At 53.6% G+C, this 23,474-nt stretch carries 21 protein-coding genes and 2 pseudogenes; 10 read left to right on the forward strand and 13 right to left on the reverse strand.

Annotated features, from left to right (window positions below; genetic code table 11):
• Nucleotides 1-68 precede the first annotated feature (68 nt).
• The 6 genes from CQ041_RS06240 to CQ041_RS26515 all read left to right on the forward strand — a co-directional run bounded on the left by CQ041_RS06240 (nt 69) and on the right by CQ041_RS26515 (nt 4,436).
• Entirely contained in the window at nt 69-1,700 is a 1,632-nt protein-coding gene (locus tag CQ041_RS06240; protein ID WP_105521597.1) for a methyl-accepting chemotaxis protein, read from the forward strand.
• 57 nt (nt 1,701-1,757) lie between these two features.
• Nucleotides 1,758-1,976, forward strand: coding sequence for a hypothetical protein (locus CQ041_RS26140; RefSeq protein WP_146116046.1), 219 nt, complete (start codon nt 1,758-1,760; stop codon nt 1,974-1,976).
• Nucleotides 1,977-2,160: 184 nt separating this feature from the next.
• Nucleotides 2,161-2,538, forward strand: a complete 378-nt coding sequence (locus tag CQ041_RS06245) for a DUF2946 domain-containing protein (RefSeq protein ID WP_105521868.1) — start codon at nt 2,161-2,163, stop codon at nt 2,536-2,538.
• 240 nt (nt 2,539-2,778) lie between these two features.
• Entirely contained in the window at nt 2,779-3,405 is a 627-nt protein-coding gene (locus tag CQ041_RS06250) for a putative natural product biosynthesis protein (RefSeq protein ID WP_105521598.1), read from the forward strand.
• A 56-nt stretch (nt 3,406-3,461) separates the two neighbouring features.
• The gene (locus CQ041_RS06255; protein WP_371923002.1) at nt 3,462-3,806 is read left to right on the forward strand and encodes a DUF2946 domain-containing protein; all 345 of its coding nucleotides are present in this window, start codon (nt 3,462-3,464) and stop codon (nt 3,804-3,806) included.
• A 120-nt stretch (nt 3,807-3,926) separates the two neighbouring features.
• Complete coding sequence (locus CQ041_RS26515) at nt 3,927-4,436, forward strand: hypothetical protein (protein ID WP_231501195.1); 510 nt, start codon at nt 3,927-3,929, stop codon at nt 4,434-4,436.
• Nucleotides 4,437-4,546: 110 nt separating this feature from the next.
• Here the strand turns inward: CQ041_RS26515 and CQ041_RS06270 are convergent, their stop codons facing one another.
• Complete coding sequence (locus CQ041_RS06270) at nt 4,547-5,092, reverse strand: cysteine hydrolase family protein (protein ID WP_105521600.1); 546 nt, start codon at nt 5,090-5,092, stop codon at nt 4,547-4,549.
• Nucleotides 5,093-5,195: 103 nt separating this feature from the next.
• On the reverse strand, nt 5,196-6,086 hold the full coding sequence (locus CQ041_RS06275; RefSeq protein WP_105521601.1) for an MBL fold metallo-hydrolase: 891 nt from the start codon (nt 6,084-6,086) through the stop codon (nt 5,196-5,198).
• Between the two features lie 133 nt (nt 6,087-6,219).
• On the opposite strand from CQ041_RS06275, the gene CQ041_RS06280 reads away from it, so the two are divergent.
• On the forward strand, nt 6,220-7,206 hold the full coding sequence (locus tag CQ041_RS06280) for a GlxA family transcriptional regulator (protein ID WP_105521602.1): 987 nt from the start codon (nt 6,220-6,222) through the stop codon (nt 7,204-7,206).
• Between the two features lie 54 nt (nt 7,207-7,260).
• Here CQ041_RS06280 and CQ041_RS06285 read toward each other — a convergent pair whose 3' ends face one another.
• The 6 genes from CQ041_RS06285 to CQ041_RS06310 all read right to left on the reverse strand — a co-directional run bounded on the left by CQ041_RS06285 (nt 7,261) and on the right by CQ041_RS06310 (nt 15,711).
• Entirely contained in the window at nt 7,261-10,314 is a 3,054-nt protein-coding gene (locus CQ041_RS06285) for an FAD-binding and (Fe-S)-binding domain-containing protein (RefSeq protein ID WP_105521603.1), read from the reverse strand.
• A gap of 70 nt (nt 10,315-10,384) precedes the next feature.
• A complete protein-coding gene (locus CQ041_RS06290) occupies nt 10,385-11,296 on the reverse strand; it encodes an SMP-30/gluconolactonase/LRE family protein (protein WP_105521604.1) in 912 nt (303 codons plus the stop codon).
• Nucleotides 11,265-12,563, reverse strand: a complete 1,299-nt coding sequence (locus CQ041_RS06295; protein ID WP_105521605.1) for an MFS transporter — start codon at nt 12,561-12,563, stop codon at nt 11,265-11,267. Before CQ041_RS06295 ends, CQ041_RS06290 begins: the two co-directional genes overlap by 32 nt.
• A gap of 141 nt (nt 12,564-12,704) precedes the next feature.
• Nucleotides 12,705-13,343 carry an RraA family protein gene (locus CQ041_RS06300; RefSeq protein WP_105521606.1) on the reverse strand — a complete coding sequence of 213 codons (639 nt, stop codon included), beginning with the start codon at nt 13,341-13,343 and terminating at the stop codon, nt 12,705-12,707.
• A 33-nt stretch (nt 13,344-13,376) separates the two neighbouring features.
• Nucleotides 13,377-14,351, reverse strand: a complete 975-nt coding sequence (locus tag CQ041_RS06305; protein ID WP_105521607.1) for a hydroxyacid dehydrogenase — start codon at nt 14,349-14,351, stop codon at nt 13,377-13,379.
• A 10-nt stretch (nt 14,352-14,361) separates the two neighbouring features.
• Nucleotides 14,362-15,711 carry an MFS transporter gene (locus CQ041_RS06310; RefSeq protein ID WP_105521608.1) on the reverse strand — a complete coding sequence of 450 codons (1,350 nt, stop codon included), beginning with the start codon at nt 15,709-15,711 and terminating at the stop codon, nt 14,362-14,364.
• 170 nt (nt 15,712-15,881) lie between these two features.
• Between CQ041_RS06310 and CQ041_RS26740 the strand changes: the two are divergent.
• Both CQ041_RS26740 and CQ041_RS06315 read left to right on the forward strand, forming a co-directional pair.
• Nucleotides 15,882-16,076: pseudogene (locus tag CQ041_RS26740) on the forward strand (helix-turn-helix domain-containing protein); the annotation flags it as partial.
• Nucleotides 16,077-16,160: 84 nt separating this feature from the next.
• Nucleotides 16,161-17,441: an IclR family transcriptional regulator gene (locus CQ041_RS06315; RefSeq protein WP_256586745.1), complete on the forward strand. Its 1,281-nt coding sequence runs from the start codon at nt 16,161-16,163 to the stop codon at nt 17,439-17,441.
• Nucleotides 17,442-17,486: 45 nt separating this feature from the next.
• Here CQ041_RS06315 and CQ041_RS06320 read toward each other — a convergent pair whose 3' ends face one another.
• From CQ041_RS06320 to CQ041_RS06340, 4 genes are all read right to left on the reverse strand, one after another.
• Nucleotides 17,487-18,446, reverse strand: a complete 960-nt coding sequence (locus CQ041_RS06320; protein ID WP_105521869.1) for a GlxA family transcriptional regulator — start codon at nt 18,444-18,446, stop codon at nt 17,487-17,489.
• Between the two features lie 637 nt (nt 18,447-19,083).
• Nucleotides 19,084-21,111 (reverse strand): TonB-dependent receptor, encoded by a 2,028-nt coding sequence (locus CQ041_RS06330; RefSeq protein WP_177429367.1) that lies wholly within the window; start codon nt 21,109-21,111, stop codon nt 19,084-19,086.
• 153 nt (nt 21,112-21,264) lie between these two features.
• Nucleotides 21,265-21,654: a DUF2946 domain-containing protein gene (locus tag CQ041_RS06335; RefSeq protein WP_105521612.1), complete on the reverse strand. Its 390-nt coding sequence runs from the start codon at nt 21,652-21,654 to the stop codon at nt 21,265-21,267.
• A 160-nt stretch (nt 21,655-21,814) separates the two neighbouring features.
• Nucleotides 21,815-22,102, reverse strand: a complete 288-nt coding sequence (locus tag CQ041_RS06340) for a cytochrome c5 family protein (protein WP_105521613.1) — start codon at nt 22,100-22,102, stop codon at nt 21,815-21,817.
• Between the two features lie 304 nt (nt 22,103-22,406).
• Between CQ041_RS06340 and CQ041_RS26145 the strand changes: the two genes are divergently transcribed.
• Complete coding sequence (locus CQ041_RS26145; RefSeq protein ID WP_146116047.1) at nt 22,407-23,042, forward strand: hypothetical protein; 636 nt, start codon at nt 22,407-22,409, stop codon at nt 23,040-23,042.
• Here CQ041_RS26145 and CQ041_RS26520 read toward each other — a convergent pair.
• A pseudogene (locus tag CQ041_RS26520) lies at nt 23,019-23,224 on the reverse strand (hypothetical protein). The gene CQ041_RS26145 and the pseudogene CQ041_RS26520 overlap by 24 nt on opposite strands.
• Nucleotides 23,225-23,474: the final 250 nt, after the last annotated feature.

Genomic DNA, 23,474 nt, shown 5'->3' on the forward strand with positions numbered 1-23,474 from the left:
CCGTCAAAAAATGAGCTAAAAGCGGGGGAGAATTGTTGCAAGAATTCTCACGCTTGGACGGACATTTGATGTGGTTAAGACGTTTCAGATTCGCGACGCGAATGCGATTGTGTTTTGCAGCAGTAATCTTGGCACTGGTAGGTGTTGGGGCCTTTGCAATGTTGCAGGCAAAGGAAATTCGTAGTTCCAGTTTGGTGATCGAGACAGATGCGCTGCCGGGAATCGCCCTCGGCGATGACATGACGCTCGCTTTTACCAAACTGCGATTTCGCGCAGTTAGTCTCTTAACGTCTTCAAACCCTGAGGCGCTGCAGGCTCTTTATGACGCCTTCAATGTTGAAGCTCTCGAGTTTGTTGCGGCTCAGCAGGCTTATCGACCACTGATAACGAGCGAGCACGAACGCGCGCTGTTCGACAGGATCAATTTTTTCTACGAAAAATATCGAGCGCTAGCTCTTCAAGTTCGAGACGACCTTCGCCAGGAGCGCAACGCTCAGGCAACCGCGTTGGCGACTGGCGACATGGCCACGATTGCCCAAGACATGAACAAAGTCCTGGGCGAGTTGGAGCGACTCAATGACGACGCTAAAGAGGTGGCTAGTCAGGTGGGACAGCGAGCTTACGACGTGTCCTTGGAAATCACGCTGATTACCATCGTGTTGGCTGCAATTGGTGCGACTCTCATAGCGCGAAGCCTGACGGCCAGTATTGTACAGCCCATCTCGCAGGCGCTCGACTGCGCCAATGTGATTACTCAAGGCGACCTGCGCAACGTTGATTTGGACTTCGGAGGAAACGATGAAGCCGCGCAACTGCTACGAGCTATTGTGCTTATGCGTGACAACCTCAGCGGCACGCTTTCAAGTGTCTACCGAGTGGCCAACCAGCTATCCAGCTCTGCTGAAGAACTGAGCGCGCTCGTTGCGAGCAGCGACGGTGATCTGCAAATGCAAAACAGTGAGATAGAACAAGCAGCCACGGCCATCACTGAAATGAGTCACGCAGTAGAGGAGGTAGCTCGTAACGCTTTAGGTACATCGGATGAGTCGCGAATTTCGTTGCACCTGGCACGCGATGGGCAGCAAGAGCTCGATTCGACCATGGGAGCTATTACTCAGCTAGATCAAAGTGTCAATGATGCGTCAGTGCGAGCAAGCCAATTGGCTTCCAATACTCAGGATATCAGCACAGTCCTCGATGTCATTCGTTCCGTAGCCAACCAGACTAATCTACTAGCGCTCAACGCCGCGATTGAGGCCGCAAGAGCAGGGGAGGCGGGTAGGGGTTTTGCCGTCGTTGCTGACGAGGTCAGATCGCTGGCCCATCGCACTAGCATATCCACGATGGATATTGAGCGGATGATCACCTACATCCAAAACGGAACCCAGGAAACTGTCATTGCGTTGACTGATAGCTCGAGTCAGGCGACCGAGACTCGCAAGCAAGCGAACTCAGCCAATACCGCTTTGATTGGAATCACCAAGGCCGTGAGCAGTATTGATGAGCGAAATACCCTTATCGCCGCAGCTTGTGAAGAACAAGCCCTCGTCGCGAAAGAGATTGATAGAAGCATCATTCGTATTCGTGATCTCTCACTCCATTCAGCGGTTCGTTCGAACCAGACGCGCGCTGCCAGTGAAGACCTCGCGCAGATTGCGGTAGACCTCAAACGGCGACTAGATGGGTTTACCTACGGTTGACTCTCTGGCACTAAGTGCCGCTGCGAATCCAGATATCCAAGACTGCCGAGAACTATGATGACAGCTGATCAACATCTGAAAAAAAGTCTTCACGACCTGCGTGATAATTTGGCCAAACGCGGACATGAAATCGACGCCGCGCAGCTCAAGAATTTGCTTGACGCATTGCACCATCTTTATACGTCAACAGAAAACCTGAGCACTGAACTGCAGCGTCTGGCGAAGCATTCCTCAAGTGTTTGCTTGCGACGACCCACCTTGTATCTGGTTAAATAAATGAGCGACGCGCATGCTCAACATCTATTCGGACTATGCGATTGTCGAGCGTGTCATCTGCCCGAACTCAGTCACCGCCGCTTCCCCATCGGGTGTTTGTAGTCCTAGGTAGTGCTGAACGTTGACCTTGAGTCCCGCTACTTGATCTTCAATTCTGAGTGCTTCAGTGCTAATGTCATCTGCGATGAAACTCTCTCTGACAAATCGCTCGCTCGTTGCTTGGACGCTTTATTTTTGCGTCCTGTTCAACGTGTTCGCTTGCGGGTTGGGGCATGGGCAGATGAGCGGATTCGAGCTCAACGGAGTCGGCGGTCAATTTTGCTCTGCATTGGGCAGCAAGAGTCCGCTCAAAAGCACGGATTTATCTGAGCAGCCAGCAAACGGCTGGACGGCTAGCTTTTCCTGTCCTATATGTTCGGCGGTGACGTTGAGCATCGCGTTTCTGTTTTGTCTGACCTGGCTGCTGCGAGTCGGACGAAACCCGCGCCCTAGTCGTGAGCGGCGTTGCAAGGCCCCTCCTCGATATTCTTGGCCCTCGGCCAACCCTCGCGCTTCCCCTTGATTTGACGCTTGCCAATAGTCGGTCTGGTTCGCCGGCTATTGCTTGTTTTTCCGTCGTCCGTTTTACGCCAGGTTGTTGCTGATGCGACGCCTCGTGGGCGACGTTCAATCGTCTTTGAAAGGGGCGCAGCATGTCGTCTTTGGTTGATCATTCAGATCGCAGATTCATTCTATTCAAAAAGATAACTTTCGGTTTTCCTACAGCCTGTGTACTGCAAGCTTCGATGGCAGGGAGGAAGATATGCGCACTGTAGCTATTCCTTCAGGAGTGACGCGGTTAGTCAGTACACCGTCGAGCCGAAAGGAGCGCGGTGACGTCCTGGTGCCGTGTGGCGACTACCCCAGCAATGCACGTTGCTTCGTCCATCTTGATGCGCGCTTACTGCCGTATTGGCATGCACTGTTCGATGTATGCCCCTCGCTTCTAAAGCTAGATCCGCCAGAAGGCTTGAATCTTTTTCGAAGCTTCATGACGTGGGCATACCGAAACCGGCCACCTTTGAACTGGACTTATTACCTGAGTATTTGTCGGTGGTTGCTTACGTCATCTTATCGAAAGCAAATTCATGAGGAGCACATCGACGCGTTTATGACTGCGGCAGCGGCACGTTGGATAGATACTGACGAAACCCAGTCGGTAGGGCTGGTTTTGGCTTGGGAAGGTTCGCCGGTGAGGGTGTATGACTGGAAGGTTAAGCCCCGTCTTTCCGGCGGCATTGACTCTCAGTATGACGCGCTAGCGCCGTTACCATGGGATTTCGCCTGGCGTCCATTATCAGGTGGGGAGGGTGGGGGATTTAATCATTGGTTACCCATACCCCGAGACGGTGTTCAACCGCAGTTATCTAGCGCTGTACGTGATCAGTAGAGCACCTGCACGTGCGTGAGCGCTCAGTGATCGGAGCATGGCTGAGTCTTTTCGCCATGCTGATGATCTTTGCCGGCCCGCTGATTAGTCAGGGGATCAGCCTTGCCCATGGTAAAAGCCAATCAATGAGCATGGCTGGCATGGAGTGTCACGACATGCCTGGCATGAGCCAGGTGACTCACAATGGCTCAGCTGATAAGCACCATGATCTGATCGTATGGGAGAAGTGCGGGTATTGTTCACTGCTGTTCCAGCATCCTGCACTCACCGAATCAAATCTGGCTGGCTTTAGGCTAACTGTCCCACCGTTACAGTATTTACCCGCCCGCTTCATCACACAGCAAGCAGCGGCACCAGTGTTCCCTGGCGCGCGAAGCCGAGCACCTCCTATTAACCTTTGAGCGTCACTTCATTCTTTGCTGAACACGCATTGCCGACTCTGCGTCAGCGGGCGTTCGTGCCTGGTGATGTTGACTATCCATGCGTGCTTAGCCAACACCTGACATTCATCGGAAGATCCCATGAACTCGACAAAGAACGAGTCTCTGTTTCACCTCGATCCATCGCACCTGCGTTGGCGCCGCGCGTTTTGTATGTTCGTGGGGCTGGCGTTGCCAGTCATTGTTCAAGCCGCTCAACCGGACACCGGCTCGTTAGATGCACCGCCAGCCTCCAAAAAGCTACAGACCTGGACGTTGGAACCTATTACTGTTTCGGGTGCACATGAAGGCTATATCGCCCCAACTTCTGCATCGGCCACGCGCACCGACACTCCCTTGATCGAAGTCCCGCAGTCCGTGCAAGTTGTCACACAGACGATGATTAAAGAGCAGGGCAGCCACACACTTGCCCGCGTCGTGATCGGTGGCAGAGATGAAGTGAAACTTGCTCAAGCTGCATTGGAAATTGACGCTTCAGGCAAAACGGCACGCGCTTACGCAGGGGACATCGCACAGCCAAGGGTTGCTCAAAGAGATAGGTATAGAGGGCTCACGCGCGAACGGAGAGTTCTGAGAGGTCAGCCTGACTGATCCCGAGGCCATGGAAGTGTGGAGCGTTGCCGCCGTCATCAGCTTATTTATGCGTTTACGATGAAAGCCATGGGCCCCAATGGGCCCCGGCAAGTTGAGTCGTCACGCGGTCAGGCCGAGAGGTAATCTTCCACCGACTTGACGGTGGCGTAACCGAACTCGAACGCAGCCATCATCGTGGCATGTGCGTGAGCAGCAGGAACGTTAACACCACCAAATGTGAGATCCAGGGTGGCGCAGGCGTCATGCAGCACCGTAACGGGGTAGCCCATGTCTGCCGCCGCGCGCACTACGGCATCGATGCACATGTGGCTCATTGCACCGATTACCACGAGTTCCTCGATGTCTGCGGCTTCCAAATGCTGCTTAAGATCCGTTTCCCGGAAGGCGTTGATGTGTGCTTTTACGATCACAGGCTCATCACCCAGAGGTGCAACAGCGGGCTGAATTTGCGCACCGTTCGAGCCTTTGACGAAGATTGGAACGCCTTCATCATTGGACTCATGCCGTATGTGAAAAACCGAAGCTCCTGTATCCCGCGAGTGGCTGATCACTCGGACAGCATTCGCTACAGCCGCTTCGATGCCGGCTAACGGCAATTTGCCAGTGGGCAAGTATTCGTTTTGTAGATCAACTACAACAAGACCACGTTTCATGATCGATCTCCGGTCGGATTATCCGAGCATAGGGACAAGATGGTGAAGGCTGAGGTCGAGGTGCAGGGCGTCTATATCTGCTTCGACCCCCATAAGGGTTAAGTCAAAATTCAAGTGACGTGCCGTCTTCCGGTATGTCCACACGACTCTCGATGCCATGCTGTTTGACGTAGGTACGCAATTCCTTACGGGTCAGGGACATATGATTGATGGCGTCCATGTGCACGGCTACGATTTTCGCGTTTTTCGCAGCCTCTGAGGCGCGCAGAACGTCTTCCTCGCCCATGATGATCGACCCCTTGTAGCCGGTCATCATTGCTTTACCGGCATTGAGAACAATGACTTCGGGATGGTACTTCTTAATGGTCTGGTCGACCTCTTTGCGCCAGACAGTGTCGCCGGCCAGGTAAAGAGTCTTGTAGCCAGGAGCTTGAAAGACTACGCCCATGGCTTCACCTAGCGGCTTCGCGAGGGCGGGCACCGCATACATTTCGTCAGTGCCATGCTGACCGCCGGTCTTGGTGATTTTTACCCCACCGAATTCAGCTTCATTGGTCAGTACGCGTACATTCTTGAAGCCTTGCGAACGAATCAATTTCGCATCGTCCTCGTGCTGCGTGTACAGCGGGATGTCTTTGGGCAGCGCTTTTTGTGCAGCGTCATCCCAGTGATCAAGGTGCGTGTGTGTGACGATGACGGCGTCGACACCAGCGATCACTTTTTCAGGCGACTCAGTTAGATCGACCAGTGGGTTGCGCAGGTCACTACGGTAGGTATTTTCAAATCCTGGGTAGGTTCCCTTTTTGGACAGCATCGGGTCGATCAGAAAGGTCGTGCCGCCGTAGGAGATTTTTACCGTTGCGTTGCGAACTTGCTGCAAGTCGACTTTATGGGCCGCGTCCTGGGATTTGGGAGTGTCGGAGCTCGCAAATGCCGATGAGGTCGCGGCAGTGCAGGCAAGGCCAAGGGCGATTGGTAGTGTTTTAAAGTTCATCTCGTTAATCCTGTTATTGCATCAGTGACTCTATTCTTGCCCAATGCTCTGGGACTCAACAGTGGCCTGAACGACAGATTCCGATATAATCGGGCCAAGATACCTGTGCTGTTCTCGAATGTGAGGCTGACTGATGCAATCCACACGCGTTGCTGTTCTGGCTTTTGACGGTGTCAGCCTGTTTCATCTTTCCGTGCCTGGAATGGTGCTAGGAACAGCTCAATCCGCACCCGGTGAACCTCATTACGATGTCAGTTACTGTGCAGAGACGCCGGGAATGGTGATAAGCGACCAAGGCATAGGCTTAGCGGTCGATCATGGCCTCGAACTGATGGAGACATCCGACGTAATTGTCATTCCGGCGTGGGGCGATCATTCTGTCGCAGCGTCTGCGCAGCTTGTGCAAGCCTTACGGCGTGCAAATGCCCAGGATAAGCTCATCGTCGGGCTATGTCTGGGAGCATTCGTGCTCGGCGATGCGGGGCTTCTTGATGGCAAAGAAGCAACCACTCACTGGGCAGTCAGAGACGAGTTTGGGCGACGCTTCCCAGAAGTTCGTTTCAGGCCTGAAGTGCTCTATGTCAGTGATGGCAACATCATTACCTCTGCGGGAACCGTGGCGGCTATTGACTGTTGCCTGCATTTGATACGACAGCGCCTCGGTGCGGATGTGGCAAATCGCACGGCCAAGATGTTGGTGACGCCGCCGCACAGACAGGGCGGCCAGTCTCAATACGTCGAGCATTCTGTGCCGCAACTATCCAGTGAGACTCATCTATCTGATGTGCTGGCGTGGGCCCGTATTAACCTGGCGAGTGATCTGTCGCTCGACGTGCTGGCGGACATGGCGAAAATGAGCCGACGCACATTCACGAGGCGTTTTAGAGAAGCAACAGGCAGTACCGTCTCGAAATGGTTGAACGGTGAACGAGTCGCGAGAGCACAGCAACTGCTCGAAACGACCGACTTACCAATCGAGTGTGTCGCTGGTGAGGCGGGTTTCGGAACGCCTCTGTCTTTGAGGCAACAGTTCGGCGTTCACCTTGGCACGTCGCCTTCAGAGTATCGGCGAATGTTTTTCCGTGAAATGAGGCCAGCACCGAAGGAAGATGGCAATTAGCATACTGCCGAGCCATTTACCCCTCCTAGATAATGGTTAATTTTACCTCGTAGCTCAGGCGGCGACATTCCTGACAACAGCGAGCAAGGCCTGCAATGGATGCAATACGGCTACACCATCCTGTCGTTTTACTTGGCTCCGGCAAGAATACCCGTCTGCTAATAACCGGCCTGAAGCATTGAATTTCTTCACAAGCGGCGCCCAGGATTGCTTGTAAATCACCACAGAAGTACCGGCATTTTTCGTCTCATGCCCATAAGTACCAGACATGCCGCAGCACCCGCTCGCTTGAACCTGTAAATTCAGCCCCATGCGCTCATAGACTTGCTGCCAAAGACCGGTACTGTTCGGCTCATTGGTTTTTTCAGTGCAGTGGGGAAGGAAGTAATAGGGGGCGGCATCTTTGACGCGCTGTGTTTGTTGAAGCGTGCTAGCGAGCCACTCCTGAGGCAGCAGAACTGTGGGTGCTTTTTCGCTGCCCAGTGTCTTCGCATACTCTTGGCGATACACCAAAGTCATCGCGGGATCGAGTCCTACGAGCGCTATGTCGTAGCACTGAAGCTGACTCAGAGCTTCACTGTTGAAATGCGCAGCTTTTTCGAAAGCTCTGATGAAACCTTGCACCTGAAGCGGTTTGCCATTGGGCGCAAACGGGGCGATGTAGATTTGGTAGCCAAGCCTTGCGATCAGTTCGATCCAGTCCAACAGCACCGGGGTTTCGAAGTAACGGGTAAAGGCATCTTGGACGATGATCACGCTGCGATCACGCTGTTGCTTACCCAATGTCGACAGCAACTCAGGCGTTGCAATCTGAACATTCCACCGACGGCATGCAGCGTCGAAGTCAGTGATGCTGAGCAATGGGCTATCGACCATCCCGGCCACATGCTCAAGCACGTAGCGTACGGGGCGGGCGCCCATGACAAAGTTGTACAGATGCGGGAAGCGTGCGATGTAGGGAATCGTATATTCGAGCGATCCTATCAGGTAGTCCTTCAGCGGGCGCAGATAGCGGCTGTGATACAGCTCCAGAAACCGGGAGCGGAATTCGGGCACGTTGACCTTGACCGGGCACTGCCCGGCGCAGGATTTACACGCCAGGCAGCCTGCCATCGCCTCATAGACTTCATGAGAAAAGTCTTGCTGGCCCATCTTTTGGGCGACTGTGTTGATGGCTCGTTTTGCGATGCCTGCGACATTGCTGGTTGACCGAATTTGATCACTGGCAGCCAAAACATCAATGTCTTGCTGGCCCTGAAGCCTCAACCATTCGCGAATCAGCGAGGCACGTCCTTTAGGTGAATGCACGCGATTGCGGGTGCCTTTCCAGGACGGGCACATGGCGTCGTCTGGATCGAAGTTGTAGCACGCGCCATTTCCGTTACAGTGCAGAGCGGTGTCGTAGCTGCGCCAAACCCTCTCATCAATGGTTCGGTCGAGTTCACCGCGTAATGTCACCTCGTCAACGCGTGTTAGCTGAGTGTCAGGCCGCGTTTTAGGTGTTGCGATTTTACCGGGATTGAGTTGATTCCAAGGGTCGAACGCCGCTTTCAACTCCTGCAGGGCCGGATAAAGCTCGCCGAAGTAGTCGGGGGCATATTGGGATCTCAGTCCCTTTCCGTGCTCGCCCCACAGTAGGCCGCCGTGTTTTTGCGTCAGGGCTGCGACCGCGTCGGAAATGGGCCGGATCAGGGCTGCTTGGGTGGGGTCTTTCATGTCGAGAATCGGTCGCACGTGCAGTACGCCGGCGTCGACATGGCCGAACATGCCGTACTGCAATTCATAGCTGTCCAGCAGCGAACGAAACTCTTGGATGAAATCAGCGAGATTTTCTGGAGGTACAGCGGTGTCCTCTACGAAAGGCTGTGGCCTGGCTTCACCTTTGACGTTTCCCAACAACCCAACCGCGCGTTTACGCATGGCGTAGACGCGCTTGAGTGCATCGGCACCAATGGCAAGCGTATGGCCCAGGCGCACCACTGATGTATCACGCTGTAGGTGCAAGACAAAGTCATGAACGCTCTGCTGGACAGCGGCTTCATCGTCGCCGCTGAACTCAATGAGGTTGATGCCCAAGGTCGGTGTGCCTGGATCGTCAGGGAAGTATTCAGCCACGCCGTGCCAGACAATGTCCTTCATCGCCAGCATCAGGACTTTTGAGTCCACGGTCTCAATCGATAAAGGTTTGAGAAGCATCAACGCTTTTGCGTCGCGCAGAGCATCCATGAAGCCGGCATAACGTACGTTGACCAGGATCGAATACTTCGGGATCGGCAAGACGTTGAGTTTGGCTTCAATGATGAAACCCAGTGATCCTTCGGAGCCACATAGCACACTGTTGAGATTGAACCTGTCACCCTGCTCGCGAAGGTGGGCCAGGTCATAGCCGGTGAGGCAACGGTTCAATTTCGGAAAAGTTCGTTCGATCAGATCGGCCTGATTATCCGCAATGCCTACAGCGCATCGATAAACCTCACCAATCCGATCCTGACGCGCAGTTTCTTGCACCAGAGCGCTTTTACCCACTACACCGCTGTGGAGTAATTCACCGCCAAGCAACACCGTGGAAAGCTCCAGCACGTGGTCACGAGTTTTACCGTAGGTGCAACTTCCCTGGCCGCTGGCGTCGGTGTTGATCATGCCGCCAATCGTAGCCCGATTGGAGGTGGACAGTTCCGGCGCGAAAAACAATCCGTAGGGTCTCAGCGCGGCATTCAACTGATCTTTAACCACACCACTCTGGACGCGCACCCAGCGCTCTCCAGCGTTGATTTCAAGAATGTTGTTCATGTGACGTGACAGGTCGACGACGATCCCATCGGTCAACGACTGGCCATTGGTTCCTGTTCCGCCACCCCTAGGTGTCAGGACAACGGCTCTATGCTTAGGATCAGCTGCCAGCGTCGCAAGAATCTCAACGTCTTGAGCATCCAGTGGGAACACAGCTGCTTGAGGTAAACGCTGATAAATCGAGTTATCCGTTGCAAGTACCATCCGCTGGCCATAGCTGTGGGCGACTTCGCCTCGGAAGCCTGAATTAACAAGCAGCGTTAGAAATTCCTCATAGTTCACGCCTTGTGTTTTGGGCGGGAGCAAGCGTGCGATCATGATAAAACTCCAAACGGCAGGCGTTTTTTGACTGACTATCGTGTCGATAGTAGGGGCGGCGGCGATGCCGTTAACGGTGTGAGGCCATCGGTTTTCCGGTGACGGATGCATCCACGCGATGGACTGTTGCGGTCGCTGATTCGATGATGTAAAGGTCAGTGGTGCCGTCACAGGCAAAAGCCAGGTTCGTGGTGAGCAATCCAGCGGGTACTTTCACTCTCGCTTGGGGCTCGCCAATTGCATCGAATCCCCAAACCGAGCCCAGGCCGGCATGCGCGACCCAGAGACCGCCGTCGGCGTCTAGCGCCAGCCCGTCAGGGCCTACTCCGCCTGAGAGCTGGATGAAGTTGCCTACTTTTGCAGCGCCGTAGCCGGCCAGAGGTACTCGCCAGATAGCGTTTGCGCGCGTCACCGCAAGCAGCAATGCATCTTCATCCAGGTTCATGACCAAGCCATTCGGGCTCGGGACGGCATCGAGAATGCAATCGATCCGTCCGCTTGGCGTCATGCGGAACACACGCCCCGTCGCATCCTGCAGCCCTGTCAGACCTTGATCGGTGAAGTAAAGGTCGCCATTGCGGGCGAAGAACAGATCATTCACGCCTTTAAAACGTTCTACGCCAGCGCGCTCCAGCAATGGCCTTACCGTTGCGGAACCCGGTTCGTGGGTCATGATGCCGTGTTTGTAGTCAGCGATGAACACCAGGCCATCCTCGCGGATCTTCAGGCCATTCGGCCAGCCGTCGTATTGAGCGGCGACCGAGAATGCGCCAGCCTTATCGACATTGAGCAAGCGGCCGTTGACGATATCCACACACCAGAGCGTGCCGTTCTTATCGAAGGACGGGCCCTCCAGAAAACTCTTGTAAAGGTGCTTGCCGGGCTGCGCCAGGCACCAGCTGGAGTGCTCATCCCCAGTTTGCAGAGAGGAAGGGTAAGTGGCGAATACCTCAGTGCGAAGTACGGGGGGCGACGCGTACATGGTCGGTCTCCTTTGCTTGGCCAATGGGTTTGCGCGTGAAAAACATCGAGACCAGAGCACCCAGTGCCAGGAGCACGCCGGCGATCACGAAACCGTACTGGTATTGGTGAGTGATGGAGATCACGTAGCCGGTAACGATGGGCGCGAAGATGCCGAACAAATTGCCGCCTGTGCTGATGACCGCGATGGCCGTTCCCGAGTCTTCCTTCGATGGAATCAAATCGTTGATCAGCGAGAGGTTCGCGGCGACGGCGGCGGTACAACCTGTCAATGAAAGCGTGAAGCAGGCAAGGATGACGCGAATATCGTCTAGGAATGGCACGAAGAAAATCAGCGTCGACAGCAAGAGACAGCTTGCGACGACTACCCTTCGCTGACCACCGCCCAGGGATTTTCCGGCCATGGCGCGGTCACCGAGCATCCCGATGAAAATACCCAACACCGCTGCCCCCAGATAAGGGATGGCGGTGTACAGGCCGCTTTTCAACAGTGTCAGGCCTTTTTCAGCCTGCAGATAGCTGGGCAGCCAGGTCAGGAACAGGTACGTGGTGTAGACCGCACAGCCATGCGTGAACGTTATGGCCCAAATGGTTTTTGAGCGAAGCAGCGATTTTAGCCCCAGCTTGGGTTCGTCCAGCGCGGGTGAGGCGATGCCGGTATCGCGTGTATTTAGGATCAAATCGCGTTCCTGGGGCGATAACCAACGCGCAACTTCAGGCTGCCTGAACCAGATCAGCCAGGCGGCCAGCCATATGAATCCAACGGCGGCCGCGATTACGAACGCTACACGCCATCCGTAGCTGTTGACGATGATGCTCAGGCCCAATGCGGCAATTGCCGGGCCTATCAGGCTACCTGCATGAAACAGTGCGGTCGCCATGCCGCGTTCGCCAGCCGGCACCCACTCGCGCAGAACGCGTCCCCCAGCGGGGTACGAAGTCGATTCACCTACCCCCATCAGCAAGCGCGTGACCAGCATCGAGAAGAAACCGCCGGATGCTGCAGAGAGGAGGGTGGCCACCGACCAGACGCCGATACCCCAGGCGTTGACGAGCCGAGTACCGTAGCGATCTACCAGCATGCCCATAGGAATGAGGGCGAAGAGGTACAGCCATAGAAAGGAGGACAGCAGAAGGCCCAGCATAAAGGGGCTAATGTCGAATTCTTGGGTGATCTGGTGAGAGGCAATCGCCAGCGCCATGCGGTCGATGTAGTTGATCGCCGTCAGCGAAAACAAAAGTGCGTATACCCAGTAACGTCTGCGCATGATCAAACTTCCGTTTTTTATGTTTATCGGTGGTTTGTGGGGTGAGTTGACCCGCCGCAACGAGCGCGCGCGCGATGGTCAGTGAGTGTTGTTGGGTGAATCAGGGAAGACTATCGCTTCCCATGTTTCAGCTGCCGTTCCTTAGCGAATGCTCGCGCGGACTTTTTCTCTGAACGTGTTTTCGATCCCGTCCTGTATCTTGAGCTTCTCGGCCAGCGACGGCACCAGGTGTCGACTGATGACGATAACTCCGTCCCGGTCTCCCAAAATTGCATCGCCCGGATTACAAACTACGTTGCCGCAGGCGACCGGAGCACCGACTTGGCCAGGGCCATATTTCGAGGGGCCAGCTGGATTCACCGCGCGAGCGTAAGTAGGTAGCCCCATGACGCTTAGTTCCTCAACATCGCGAACGGCGCCGTCGATTACCACCGCTGCGACTTGTCGAGCCAGGCATACCTCACCTAGCAAATCACCAAAGACCGCACGGTTGGTTTCACCGTTGCCGTTGATCACCAGAACATCACCTGGTTTGGCATCGTCCAGTGCCCTATGGATGGCCAGATTGTCGCCTTCCCAGGTGAGGATAGGCAGCACCGTTCCGTAGAACGAAGTTTTACCTGCCACATGGTGGATAGCGGAAGCCATCATCCCCAGGCGCTGCAGTACATCGCCGATCAGTGCGACCGGATAATGGGATATTTCCTCAATCTGTTGTAGGGACGCGCGTTCCCAATCTTCGCTCACGGTGATGCTTTCATCAGATACATTGATAAACATGGTGACCTCGGCGTGAATCCGTTTGGAACGCTGTTAATTGAACGTCTTGGATGCAGGTTTGTTGACTGGGTGGAGTGGCGCTTCACCGCGCAGGACAGCAGAAATAGCCTCTACTGCGCTCATGCCAACGCGCAGCAGTGATTCGTTGGTCTGCCCTGCAACGTGCGGTGTGACGAGCAGGTTGGGCAGGTCGGAAACGGGAAAGGTGTTGCAACTGAACGGGGTGATCATGTCGGTGTTTTCCGCCGCTAGCACGTCGACACCCGCACCACCCAGCTTGCCGCTACGCAGAGCGTCAGCCACAGCCGCTTCATCGATCACGCCACCACGGCTGGTGTTGATCAGGATGGCGCCGTTTTTCATCTTCTCGATTTCAGGCGCGCCGATCAGATTCTCGGTGCCTGCTTGAAGCGGCACATGAAGGCTTATCACGTCCGACTGGGCGAGTAGGGTATCCAGGCTCACCAAGCGTTTATCAAAGCTCAAGGCATAGGCCGGGTCTGTTGCCAGCACTTTCATACCGAATGCTTCTGCAACAGGCACCACATGCTGGCCAATGTCGCCGAAACCGATTAGGCCCAAGGTGCGCCCTTCAAGTTCGATACCTGTAAGCGAAAGACGATCCGCTGCCCAGATCTCTTTGCGGGTTTGATCCGTAGCCAGTTGAATCTTGCGGCTGAGACCCAGCAGTAGAGCGAATACATGCTCTACTACACTTCTCCTGTTAGCGCCTGGCGTGTTGGTTACCCAGACACCCAGCTCGGCTGCCGCTTTGTAGTCAACGTTGTCATAACCCGCTCCGTGACGGGCGATGATTCGCAGCTTCGGGGAGGCGGCAATCGTCTCTGCTGAGATGTGTCCACCTCGCAAAAATACGGCATCTACCTGCTGCTGGACATCTGCGTAGGACACCGCTTCTGCGCCGTAGCCCAGTCGAACTTCGCCGACCGATGAAAGTGCTTTCAGTACGTCTGGGTGAATAGGGCTAGTCACATAAATCAAAAACATGTTCGTCACCTTATGAGAATTGGTGGGTATTAGCGTCATCGCCAGCCGCCGGTGCATTTTTACGAACGGTCGAGATAACGATCAGGCCCAAGAGACCTGATGCGCATATGATGAACGCGGGGGTGGACTGATTGCCTGTAGCGCCGATCAACCAAGTTGCCAGGAATGGGCCGGAGCCTCCGCCGATAACTGCGCCTACGCTGTGACCAAACGCGACGCCGGTGTGGCGGATGTGCATTGGGAAGAATTCCGGCATCACCGAATAAGTGCCCGCCTGGCAGAGTGCGTACGGAATCATGCCCAGAGCCAGTCCGGCCATAGCCAGATTGAACGAGCCCTGCTGCATCAGCATGAAGGACGGTATCGACAGCACGGCATAGGCCACGTAGGAGTAGCGCAGGATGGACTTGCCGCCGCGAAAAGAGCCGAGCTGGCCAGCTATGGGAATCAGGAATGCGGCGAGGATCACGGCGACCAACACGATTGTCGATGCCTGGCCCTTCGAAAAGCCCAGAATGGAACTGAAGTACGCCGCGATAAAGACGGTGCCGATGTAGGTGCCGATGTTCTGCACCATTGCGATCATGATCACTTTGACCAAAGGCTTGCGGTAGTCGCGAATCAGCTCGGCAAAGGGCTGGCCTTTTTTGACCTCAGCATCGTTTTTCTTGGACGCGAACTCAGGGCTGTCCTCAATGCTCAGGCGCATGTAAAGACCGATGATCCCCAATGGCAACGCCAGCAGGAACGGAATACGCCAGCCCCAGGAAAGCATTTCCGGATCGGTGAGGCTCGCTGCAGCAAGACCTGCAATAGCAGCCGCCAGACCTTTACCGAACTGGGCAATAGACGGCAGGAAGGAGATGTACAAGGCACGGCGTTTAGGCGGTGCCCATTCACGGATGTAGCTCGCAGCGCCACCGATCTCGCCACCAGCAGAAAACCCCTGAAGCATGCGTAGCACGACCAGAAGTATGGGGGCCCAGACGCCGATTTGTGCGTAGCCGGGCAGTAGACCAATGAGGGTTGCTGCGGCGCCCATCAGGGTGATGCTGGCGATCAGGCTGAAGCGTCTGCCGACCTTGTCACCGAGCCAGCCGAAAGCGATAGCGCCAAGCGGCCTCACCAAAAACGCGGAGCCAAACACAAGGAACGTGTTGAGCAGGCCAGTCGTCGCATCATCCGAAGGAAAGAAAACCATCGCGAGGGTGGCAGCCACGTACCCGTAGACACTGAAGTCGTAATACTCAACAAAGGTTCCGAATACAGCGGCCCTCGTGGCCTTCTTGGCTTTCCTCGTCTGCTCCGTCTCTTCGGTGGTCGCTGCAACGGGCTCGGCCATCACATTATTGTTGTTCATGGGCACCTCGAGTAATCGGACTTGGCCCCATTCAAAAAATGGGACAACGTCCTGCTTTTGTTTTATCTAGCTTCTAGAACGCTGATGCTGTTGTCAACAGTCATGTGTGATTTGCGAAATGGCAGCTTTAACCGCCAGAATGAGGGCCCGAATTCACAACCTGACTCGCGATGCCCACAACAAGCCGCTCTATCACAATCGATTCGCCCACTACCGCCGCGTCCAGTCATACCCGGCTGATTCAGGTATTGGATGCGCTTGTGCGGAGGGTCGGGGGTGAGCCTTGGGGCGTTCGAGAGCTTGCGGCAGAGCTTTCCGAGAGCCGGAGTACCGTTAATCGGATACTCGTTTCTCTGGTCGAAATCGGGTTAGCCACCGAGGCGGGCGTCGGTAAGTACAGTGTAGGGCCCAGAATTGACGTTTTAACCAAGACGCTCAGTGATTCAAGTGTGCTGCTCGGGTTGAGCGGGGAATCGTTGAGTTACTTGGCTGAATCCTCAAAGTGCACAGCACTTGTTTCTGTCTACTGCCCGCGCAGTCGCGGTTATTTCATTGCTGCCTGCAGCGCAGCCGATGCAACACTTACTTTCAGGCCTCAATTGGGTGTGGTCTATCCACTGACTTTTGGAGACATTGGTAGGCAGATGGCGAGCTATCTTGACGCTGACGCGCACTGTTCGACCTCGCCGGGTACGGTGGCTAATGTTGATGATATTGTTCGCGCGGATCAAACGCTTGGGCAGTTATCAGAGTCCGAATTCCCCGACGCGTTATCAATCAGTGTTCGAATGCTCAACAACGGTCTACTCGTTTCGGTTTCTGTCCACTCCGCTGCCAGTGCGGAAGGTAAGATTAATAAGCCGTTGGATATGGATGTGAGGCGTGTGATCGGAGAGATAGCGACTGATATCGAGTCGAAGACGCGCGATAGTTCTCAGGCTTCTCCACATATTTCTACAGAAAACGATAAGTCTACGGTTGATCGCCTTGAAAGACTTTTACTGCTTGTGTGCGCGTTCCCCAATGGATTGAAAAATACTGTTAAGTTGCACGGTCAGCTTCTGTGTAATGCCGCAACGGCGAAGCGATTAATACAGTCTGGCATTGAAACCGAACTGGTTACTCTGACGGAAAACACTCTATACCCTGGCCCAAGACTCTATCAATGGGCCGCAAGAATGAGCTCCGCTCATCGTAATCTTGCTGACCTAACGAGAAAGATTTTATCTTCGTTTGTGCAGGAAACCGGTGAAACTATAGCCCTGCTTTCATACGACGACGTAGCTGAAAAAGCACAATTTCTTGAGGTGATTCAGGGATGGAGACCTATTCAATACAAGCTCCAGGTGAACGTAGATGTACCTCTTTACGCAGGTGCAGCCGGCAAGGCAGTGTTGGCTCACTGTGCGGCACATGTGATTGACACCATTAAATTAGTCAAACTAACCGAAGCGACCATTACGTCTCGTAAGGTGCTCAACGAAGAGTTGGCGGTCATCAAGCAAAGAGGCTGGGCGACGGGTGAAGGGGAGCGTGTATTAGGCGCATTTGGTTTAGCCGTGCCTTTTTTTGTTGACGGTAAAATTAGAGGATCAATTTCAGCGACTATCCCTCAGTATCGTAAAGACGAGCGTGACCTGCCGACATTAACGACGCTAATGCGTGAAACAACTGCAAACATCGAGCGCTTGTTGTCGTTAGGCGTTGAGACCCAACCTAGTGGGCTATAGCCACCTGGGCCAAGATCGTATTCTAGGGGGGGCATTTTTCGCCTACTAACTGGATTTGAACCGAGCACGATACTCTCCGGGTGTTACTGAAAAGCTTTTTATAAAGCTGCGTATCAGGGTAGCCTCGTTGCCTAGGCCACATTTAGTGGCAACTGTTTTTAGTGGTGCGTTCGACGTTACAAGCATATGGCGTGCAGCTTCTAAGCGAATCTGGTCAACCATTTTGCTTGGCGTATATCCTGTGACCTCACGATATTTTCGAGCAAAGGTTCTGTCGCTCATATTCATAAAGTTTGCTAAAGACGATACGGATAGGTCGCTGCTGAGATTGTTATTAAGCCAAACATGCAGGTCTGAGAACTGAATGCTTTTCGCCTGTAAGGTTAATGATGAGCTGAATTGGTTTTGATCTCCAGGGCGCTTCAAGAAAACAACTAAATGTCGCGCAACTTCAAGTGCTGCAGTATGTCCTAAGTCAGATTCCACCATCGCCAGAGCCAAATCTATTCCTGACGTAACTCCTGCAGAAGTCCATAAGTCCCCATCATCGATGAATATCGGCCCGCGCTTCACGTTCGCAGAAGGAAAATCAAGTTCCAACTTGTCATAAGCAGACCAATGGGTCGTTACATTTCGCCCATTTAGTTTGTCAGCGGTGGCTAGAGCAAAAATCCCTGTGCAGACGGAAACTAGACGCTTTGCTTTTTCAATGTGTTTCACGAAATGTGTAAAAAACTTCTGGTCTTCACAAAATTTATGTATTCCAGGGCCGCCAGGTACGATCAGCGTATGCGGTGCCGGCGTTTCAGGCCCCAAAATTGCGGCGTTCAATGAGAAGTCAGAGAAAATTTCCGTCGTTGGATTTAACGAGAGAATAGATAGAGAGTACGGCGGGTGATCAGGATGAGCAAAATGATTAGCCGCGATGAATACATCCAAGGGGCCAGCTAGGTCGAGCAGGCTAACTTCGGAGTAGGTAATAAACTGAACAGATTTAACAGACATTTTGAGTAAATTCTCCGACATGAGCCCCATGGGGTCTAGCGATTTTGGCAGAAATCATCAACGTTTTGTCATGTTTTTTAGCCGACTTGCGCCTATTGTGACCTTAATCGAAAACGCGTCAGGGTGGCTCGATATCGCAGAGTTTTTTAGTAATACTGAGTCTCATCTTGTCTTGCCTTGGCGGGTGTTTGGATATTAATTGGTAGCTTTGATTGGAGGTTGGCTATATGTCGGGTCTTATGAAGAGCGCGATGGGATTCGAAGTGAGCATGGATGATGGTTTTCAGATCAGGATTTCTAATATTCTTCGATTAGTCGAGCTTAATTCTTTGGGTGTAGCAAAATGTGAATTAAGTAGCGTTGCCGCACCGAACAGCTGGAGGATTGAGTGTTTGTGGCATGACCAACAGGCAATGCATGATCATTTCGTATCTTGCCAACTTCAGGATCTGATAGGTTTACTTGCTTCTCGATCCCGTAAAATTGTATTTGAGTGCGATTGTGACTGAGGCCATCCCTAAATATCCACGCGTTTACACTGTCTTCCTGGTTCTGTTAGAAGACTGAGTGGACGCCAGCGCGGTAGCCCAACCCGGTGTGCTGCTGAGGCCAAAATAGACCCCAGCAACTTGTCACATCAGAAGTCGATGGTCACTCCGGTATATAGCGCACGTCCATCACCTGGTGAATGCAGGGAGGCTTTGGCGCCATCCGGGTCATACCAGACGTATTCGTAATAGCGGTTGGTGAGGTTTTTAAGCTGCAGGTCGACGCTCACTGACTGCGTCACCTTGTACGTTGCACCCATGTTCATCAGCACGTAACCGCCGTAAGTCCCCTTGGTGTTTTCCCGCTCCAGGTAATAGTTGGTTTGGCCGTTCATCCAGGCTGTCAGCTGTAGCGCAGGTGTCGCGTCATAGCGGATGCCGGTGTTGTAGAGGTGATGCGGGATGTGGTCGATTTCCTGGCCTTTGCTGTTGGGAAGGGTGGCACTGGGCTGGAGTATTTTCGAGTACTGCCAGGAGTACGCCATCCACATTTCAGTGCGTTCATTCGGGTGCAGGTTGACCTGCAAGTCGTAGCCCCAGCGCCGGGTTTCACCGACGTTATCGGATTCGCCGCTGGGGTCGTTGAGCCGGCGACTGACTTCTCCCGACGCCTCTTGCTGCCAATACGCGACGCGCCCGTCCACCCAGTCCGCCGGCGTGAACTTGATCCCGGTTTCCCAGCCTTCGTTGATCGACGGCGCCAGATCGGTGTCCCTCGGCGGAATCTTGTAGGCCGCAGCCCCGGTGCCCACCTGGAACGTGCGACCCCAGTTCGCATAGAAGCTGGCGACGTCCCACGGGGAATACACCACGCTGATCTTCGGCTGCTTGATCAGGCCGTAGTCATTGATGTCGTAGTCCATGCCGGTCATTTCGTTGGTGAAATCGCCCTGGATCTTGTCGACCCGGTAGGCGGGTACGATTTTAAGCGACTCGAACGGTTTGATCTCTGCCTGGACATAAGCACCGTAAGTGTCGAAGTCGAACTGCTGGTCGCGGGTGGTCGCTAGACGTGTGCGGTCTCTGGTGCGATAGCGCTCACTTTTGTTCTGTTGCTGCTGTACGTCTGCACCGCTTTCCAGGGCAAAGTCGTAGAGCCAGCTCACTTCAGGGCGCCAGGTCAGGGAGGTGAGGGCGCCATATTGGGTCTCGTAGGCGTCGCGTTCCTGCTGTGCGCTGGTGCGCCAATATTGCGTCCAGCGCCGGTCATCGAAGGTGTTGACGTAAGTTTTTGCAGACCAGGCGAGTGTGTCGGCCAGGTCGGTATCGAAATGCACGCTGACCTGGTTCATGCGCCGCGTGCCCTTGTCCGTGGCGTTGAAGCTGTTGGTCATTTCGGGATGATGGCGGGCATCGTCCTCGCTCAGATAACCGGGCTCTTGCGCCTCGGTCTCGTAATGACGGGCGATCAGGCCGATGCGGTAGCTGTCATCGTCCGGCGTGTAAAACCATTTGCCCGACATGGAAAACTTGTCGGCTTTGGCGTGATCGCGGTAGCCATCGGCTTTCTGATAGGCGAAGAAATAGTTCTGTGTCCAGTTGCTGCCTTCGATGCCCTTTGCGAGTTGGGTTTCCTGAGTATTGAAGCTGCCATAACGCAGTCGCGCCTTGGTGTAATCGCCGCCGGTGCGGGTGAACATATTGACGTTGCCGGCGATGTTATTCAGGCCATAACGCGCATCGCTGGTGCCGCGCACCACCTCGATGCTGTCCAGCTCCATGGGGAAAATCATGTCCATGAACGGCATGTTGCCGTCGTTGCTATTGCTCGGGATGCCGTCGATCAGCAACTTCACCGCGTTCACTTCGCCTTCGCCGTTAAAGCCTCGGAAGGAGATTTTGCCGGAGGTGGTACCTTGATTGAACTCGGTCAGCATTACCCCGGGCGCACGGCTGAACAACTCCCAGCTGTAGTTGACCGGCATCTTTTCAAGGATGTCCGCACCCAGAATATCGACTGAACTCAGTACGCTGCTGGTGCTTAGCGGGCCGCTGGCTGAGCCTTGAATGCTCACGGCGCCGAGGGTCAACGTTGAGTTTTCGGGTTTGCCGGCGTCAGCTAATGCCAGCGATAGCGGGCTCAGTGCGAGCACGCTTATGGAAAACACGGGCCACATGGTAGTGGACACAGACAAACGCTTTGCAGGGCGCAGAGAAAATGGAGCAGGCATAACACGCACTTCCTGATGATCAAGAAACTTAACGTTCAGCGCTAGTTGCTGAAAGGTTTTAAAGGGGGGCAACACCGCACAGCATCAGCGGTGGTGTGATCAGGCAAAAGGGGAGGCGCGAGGGCTCAGGCTGGGCCAGCGAATACGCGGATGCAACGTCGGCAGGACAGGATTTTCCAGGGCGGTGTTGGCGGTGTACTGCGGTAGGAAATGCCGGTAGTAATTGGACGGTAATGCAGCCATTCCGGCGTGCCCGCAACAGCAATCAGCATGCTGCACGGCAGGTTTTGACTGCGGCAGTTGCAGGGCAAGGATTACTTTGCTGAACTCTTTGGGCAGCGCACTCAAGCTGCCGCCTGAACAGAACCCACCCCAGAGCATCAGGCGCACATCCGGCGCCTGCATCGCACGGCTCATCGGCATGGCGAACAGGTTGAGCAGGACGGCTAGGCAGGCTATCCAGGGACAGATGCGTTTCAAAGAACTCATGATTGAATCGCCGCTATGGGGGAGCTATTTAGCTGGTTTTATTTAGTTAAGTAAAATTTTATGCACCGGTACTTGGCGACACGTCGTGTTTAAGCATTCATGTCCCGCAATCACACCAGTTGATTGATTCAGCTTTATCAGGGCGTCCTGATGAGGATATTCATTTAGCCATCCACTCTATGACTGCTTTGTAATCCTCTGGCGTGCATTGCATGCAGAGGCCGCGCGTTGGCATCACGCCGTATCCGAAAGTGACTCGTTTGACCAGCAAGTCCATCCCTTGCTCAAGGCGCGGTGCCCACGCTTTCGTGTCTCCTTTTTTAGGGGCGGTGCGTAATTGACCGTTATGGCATACGCCACATGATTGATTAAAAACCGTCTCAGGATCTTGTGCAGCGTCCGCCAAAAAAGGTAATGAGCCGACAGCTAAAATAACTAAATATTTCATTTTATACCTCTAAATCCCTGCCGATGCTCAGCAAGCAGTTACTGCAAGAGTTTAGCATTTTAAAAAGATCATGTTGTAGTGCGACAGTTGGCCGCAGGGTGTTTGGAGATTCTGATGGCAGAAATCATCAACGTTTTGGCAGTGTTGCTATTGCCGTCGAAACTATAATTACAGTTATGGCTGCCTAATTATTTGGCATTGTCTTTTGATACTAAAACATTTCGGATCTTGGGTGTCCGAAGCCTCTCTATTATGATTGGTAGGGCATATATGCTAAATTTAAAGGTGACGAGGTTGTTTTCAGTTGATCGATCATACTTTGGTGCTCATAGAGTTTTTTATTTTATTGCCCATTGTAATGTTATTAGGCTGTACCACAGAGAAAAATGGCGGAAACATTGAGGTAGTAAGGACGAATCCTGTGAGCCTGCCAGCAGTGCCAGTCGCTCTCATTGTGAGCACCACTGCGAATGAAACAGTTAAGGAGCTAGAAAGTTATAATTTGCGATGGTCATCAGGATTTGCAGCGAACCTGTACACAAAAGCTATACGCAAAGCCTATATAGAAACTTCAGATCCTTATTTAAGCGTCGGAGCAGTCGTGCTAATGCTGGAGAATCGTTTTGGCAGCGTGCAACGCTTCCAATTTTTTGACGAAGCATCACACAATGGCTATAAGCTCGTTGCAAGTTTAGACATGCGAACGCAGCTTATGAGTGAGCGGTCTTCACAGCTGGCTTCTTACTTGTCGCTGGAATTTTATACAGCAGATCATCTATCTCTTGGCGTAGTGGAGGGCAGCGATAGTCGTACGCTATCCTCTGTTTGGGCGGGAGCTAAGCGCGAAGATGAGATAATATCGGATATACGTCAGCAGGGCGAAGTTCAAGTGCGTGTTCGGGCAAGGCCCGGCTCATCAGATATTCTTGAGTCGGGCTAAACCTTGATTTATATATCCGGCATTTTCTCCAATGACCCTAAAGCACCACGGACATTATCTCCGACTTCAGCGCTACCTTAGGCTTCGACATGGAGAGTTAGCTCCATCAAGGCCGCCTCTAGGGCAAGCTGGTTTTGGTACATCCGTTCCAACACGTCTGACAACGAATATTCGGTAGGCATTTACGTGTACCCCTCAGGAACGAGCGGCACGGCGCCGCATAAAGAATGAATAGCATCCGCCCGATTATCTACCTAAAGGCTCCAGACGTGGATTGGTCTAAGGAAACCGGACACCCGTTTTAGCGATGCGAAGCGTTTAGCCAGTCAGTGAGATACGGGATATGGGTAGGATTTTTATAGTGCATTTGCGTTACGAAAATTGGTGCATTTGGGCTATCTCCGAACGTATATTCATTCGCCATACTCAGAC

This window comes from Pseudomonas sp. MYb60, assembly GCF_002979555.1.
In the GTDB taxonomy this organism is placed as follows: Bacteria; Pseudomonadota; Gammaproteobacteria; order Pseudomonadales; family Pseudomonadaceae; genus Aquipseudomonas.

What these genes read in the sequence shown, in the direction of transcription:
- CQ041_RS06240 (WP_105521597.1), top strand. Translation starts at nt 69, where the DNA reads ATGTGGTTAAGACGTTTCAGATTCGCGACGCGAATGCGATTGTGTTTT.
- CQ041_RS26140 (WP_146116046.1), top strand. Translation starts at nt 1,758, where the DNA reads ATGACAGCTGATCAACATCTGAAAAAAAGTCTTCACGACCTGCGTGAT.
- CQ041_RS06245 (WP_105521868.1), top strand. Translation starts at nt 2,161, where the DNA reads ATGAAACTCTCTCTGACAAATCGCTCGCTCGTTGCTTGGACGCTTTAT.
- CQ041_RS06250 (WP_105521598.1), top strand. Translation starts at nt 2,779, where the DNA reads ATGCGCACTGTAGCTATTCCTTCAGGAGTGACGCGGTTAGTCAGTACA.
- CQ041_RS06255 (WP_371923002.1), top strand. Translation starts at nt 3,462, where the DNA reads ATGCTGATGATCTTTGCCGGCCCGCTGATTAGTCAGGGGATCAGCCTT.
- CQ041_RS26515 (WP_231501195.1), top strand. Translation starts at nt 3,927, where the DNA reads ATGAACTCGACAAAGAACGAGTCTCTGTTTCACCTCGATCCATCGCAC.
- CQ041_RS06270 (WP_105521600.1), bottom strand. Translation starts at nt 5,092, where the DNA reads ATGAAACGTGGTCTTGTTGTAGTTGATCTACAAAACGAATACTTGCCC.
- CQ041_RS06275 (WP_105521601.1), bottom strand. Translation starts at nt 6,086, where the DNA reads ATGAACTTTAAAACACTACCAATCGCCCTTGGCCTTGCCTGCACTGCC.
- CQ041_RS06280 (WP_105521602.1), top strand. Translation starts at nt 6,220, where the DNA reads ATGCAATCCACACGCGTTGCTGTTCTGGCTTTTGACGGTGTCAGCCTG.
- CQ041_RS06285 (WP_105521603.1), bottom strand. Translation starts at nt 10,314, where the DNA reads ATGATCGCACGCTTGCTCCCGCCCAAAACACAAGGCGTGAACTATGAG.
- CQ041_RS06290 (WP_105521604.1), bottom strand. Translation starts at nt 11,296, where the DNA reads ATGTACGCGTCGCCCCCCGTACTTCGCACTGAGGTATTCGCCACTTAC.
- CQ041_RS06295 (WP_105521605.1), bottom strand. Translation starts at nt 12,563, where the DNA reads ATGCGCAGACGTTACTGGGTATACGCACTTTTGTTTTCGCTGACGGCG.
- CQ041_RS06300 (WP_105521606.1), bottom strand. Translation starts at nt 13,343, where the DNA reads ATGTTTATCAATGTATCTGATGAAAGCATCACCGTGAGCGAAGATTGG.
- CQ041_RS06305 (WP_105521607.1), bottom strand. Translation starts at nt 14,351, where the DNA reads ATGTTTTTGATTTATGTGACTAGCCCTATTCACCCAGACGTACTGAAA.
- CQ041_RS06310 (WP_105521608.1), bottom strand. Translation starts at nt 15,711, where the DNA reads ATGAACAACAATAATGTGATGGCCGAGCCCGTTGCAGCGACCACCGAA.
- CQ041_RS06320 (WP_105521869.1), bottom strand. Translation starts at nt 18,446, where the DNA reads ATGTCTGTTAAATCTGTTCAGTTTATTACCTACTCCGAAGTTAGCCTG.
- CQ041_RS06330 (WP_177429367.1), bottom strand. Translation starts at nt 21,111, where the DNA reads ATGTGGCCCGTGTTTTCCATAAGCGTGCTCGCACTGAGCCCGCTATCG.
- CQ041_RS06335 (WP_105521612.1), bottom strand. Translation starts at nt 21,654, where the DNA reads ATGAGTTCTTTGAAACGCATCTGTCCCTGGATAGCCTGCCTAGCCGTC.
- CQ041_RS06340 (WP_105521613.1), bottom strand. Translation starts at nt 22,102, where the DNA reads ATGAAATATTTAGTTATTTTAGCTGTCGGCTCATTACCTTTTTTGGCG.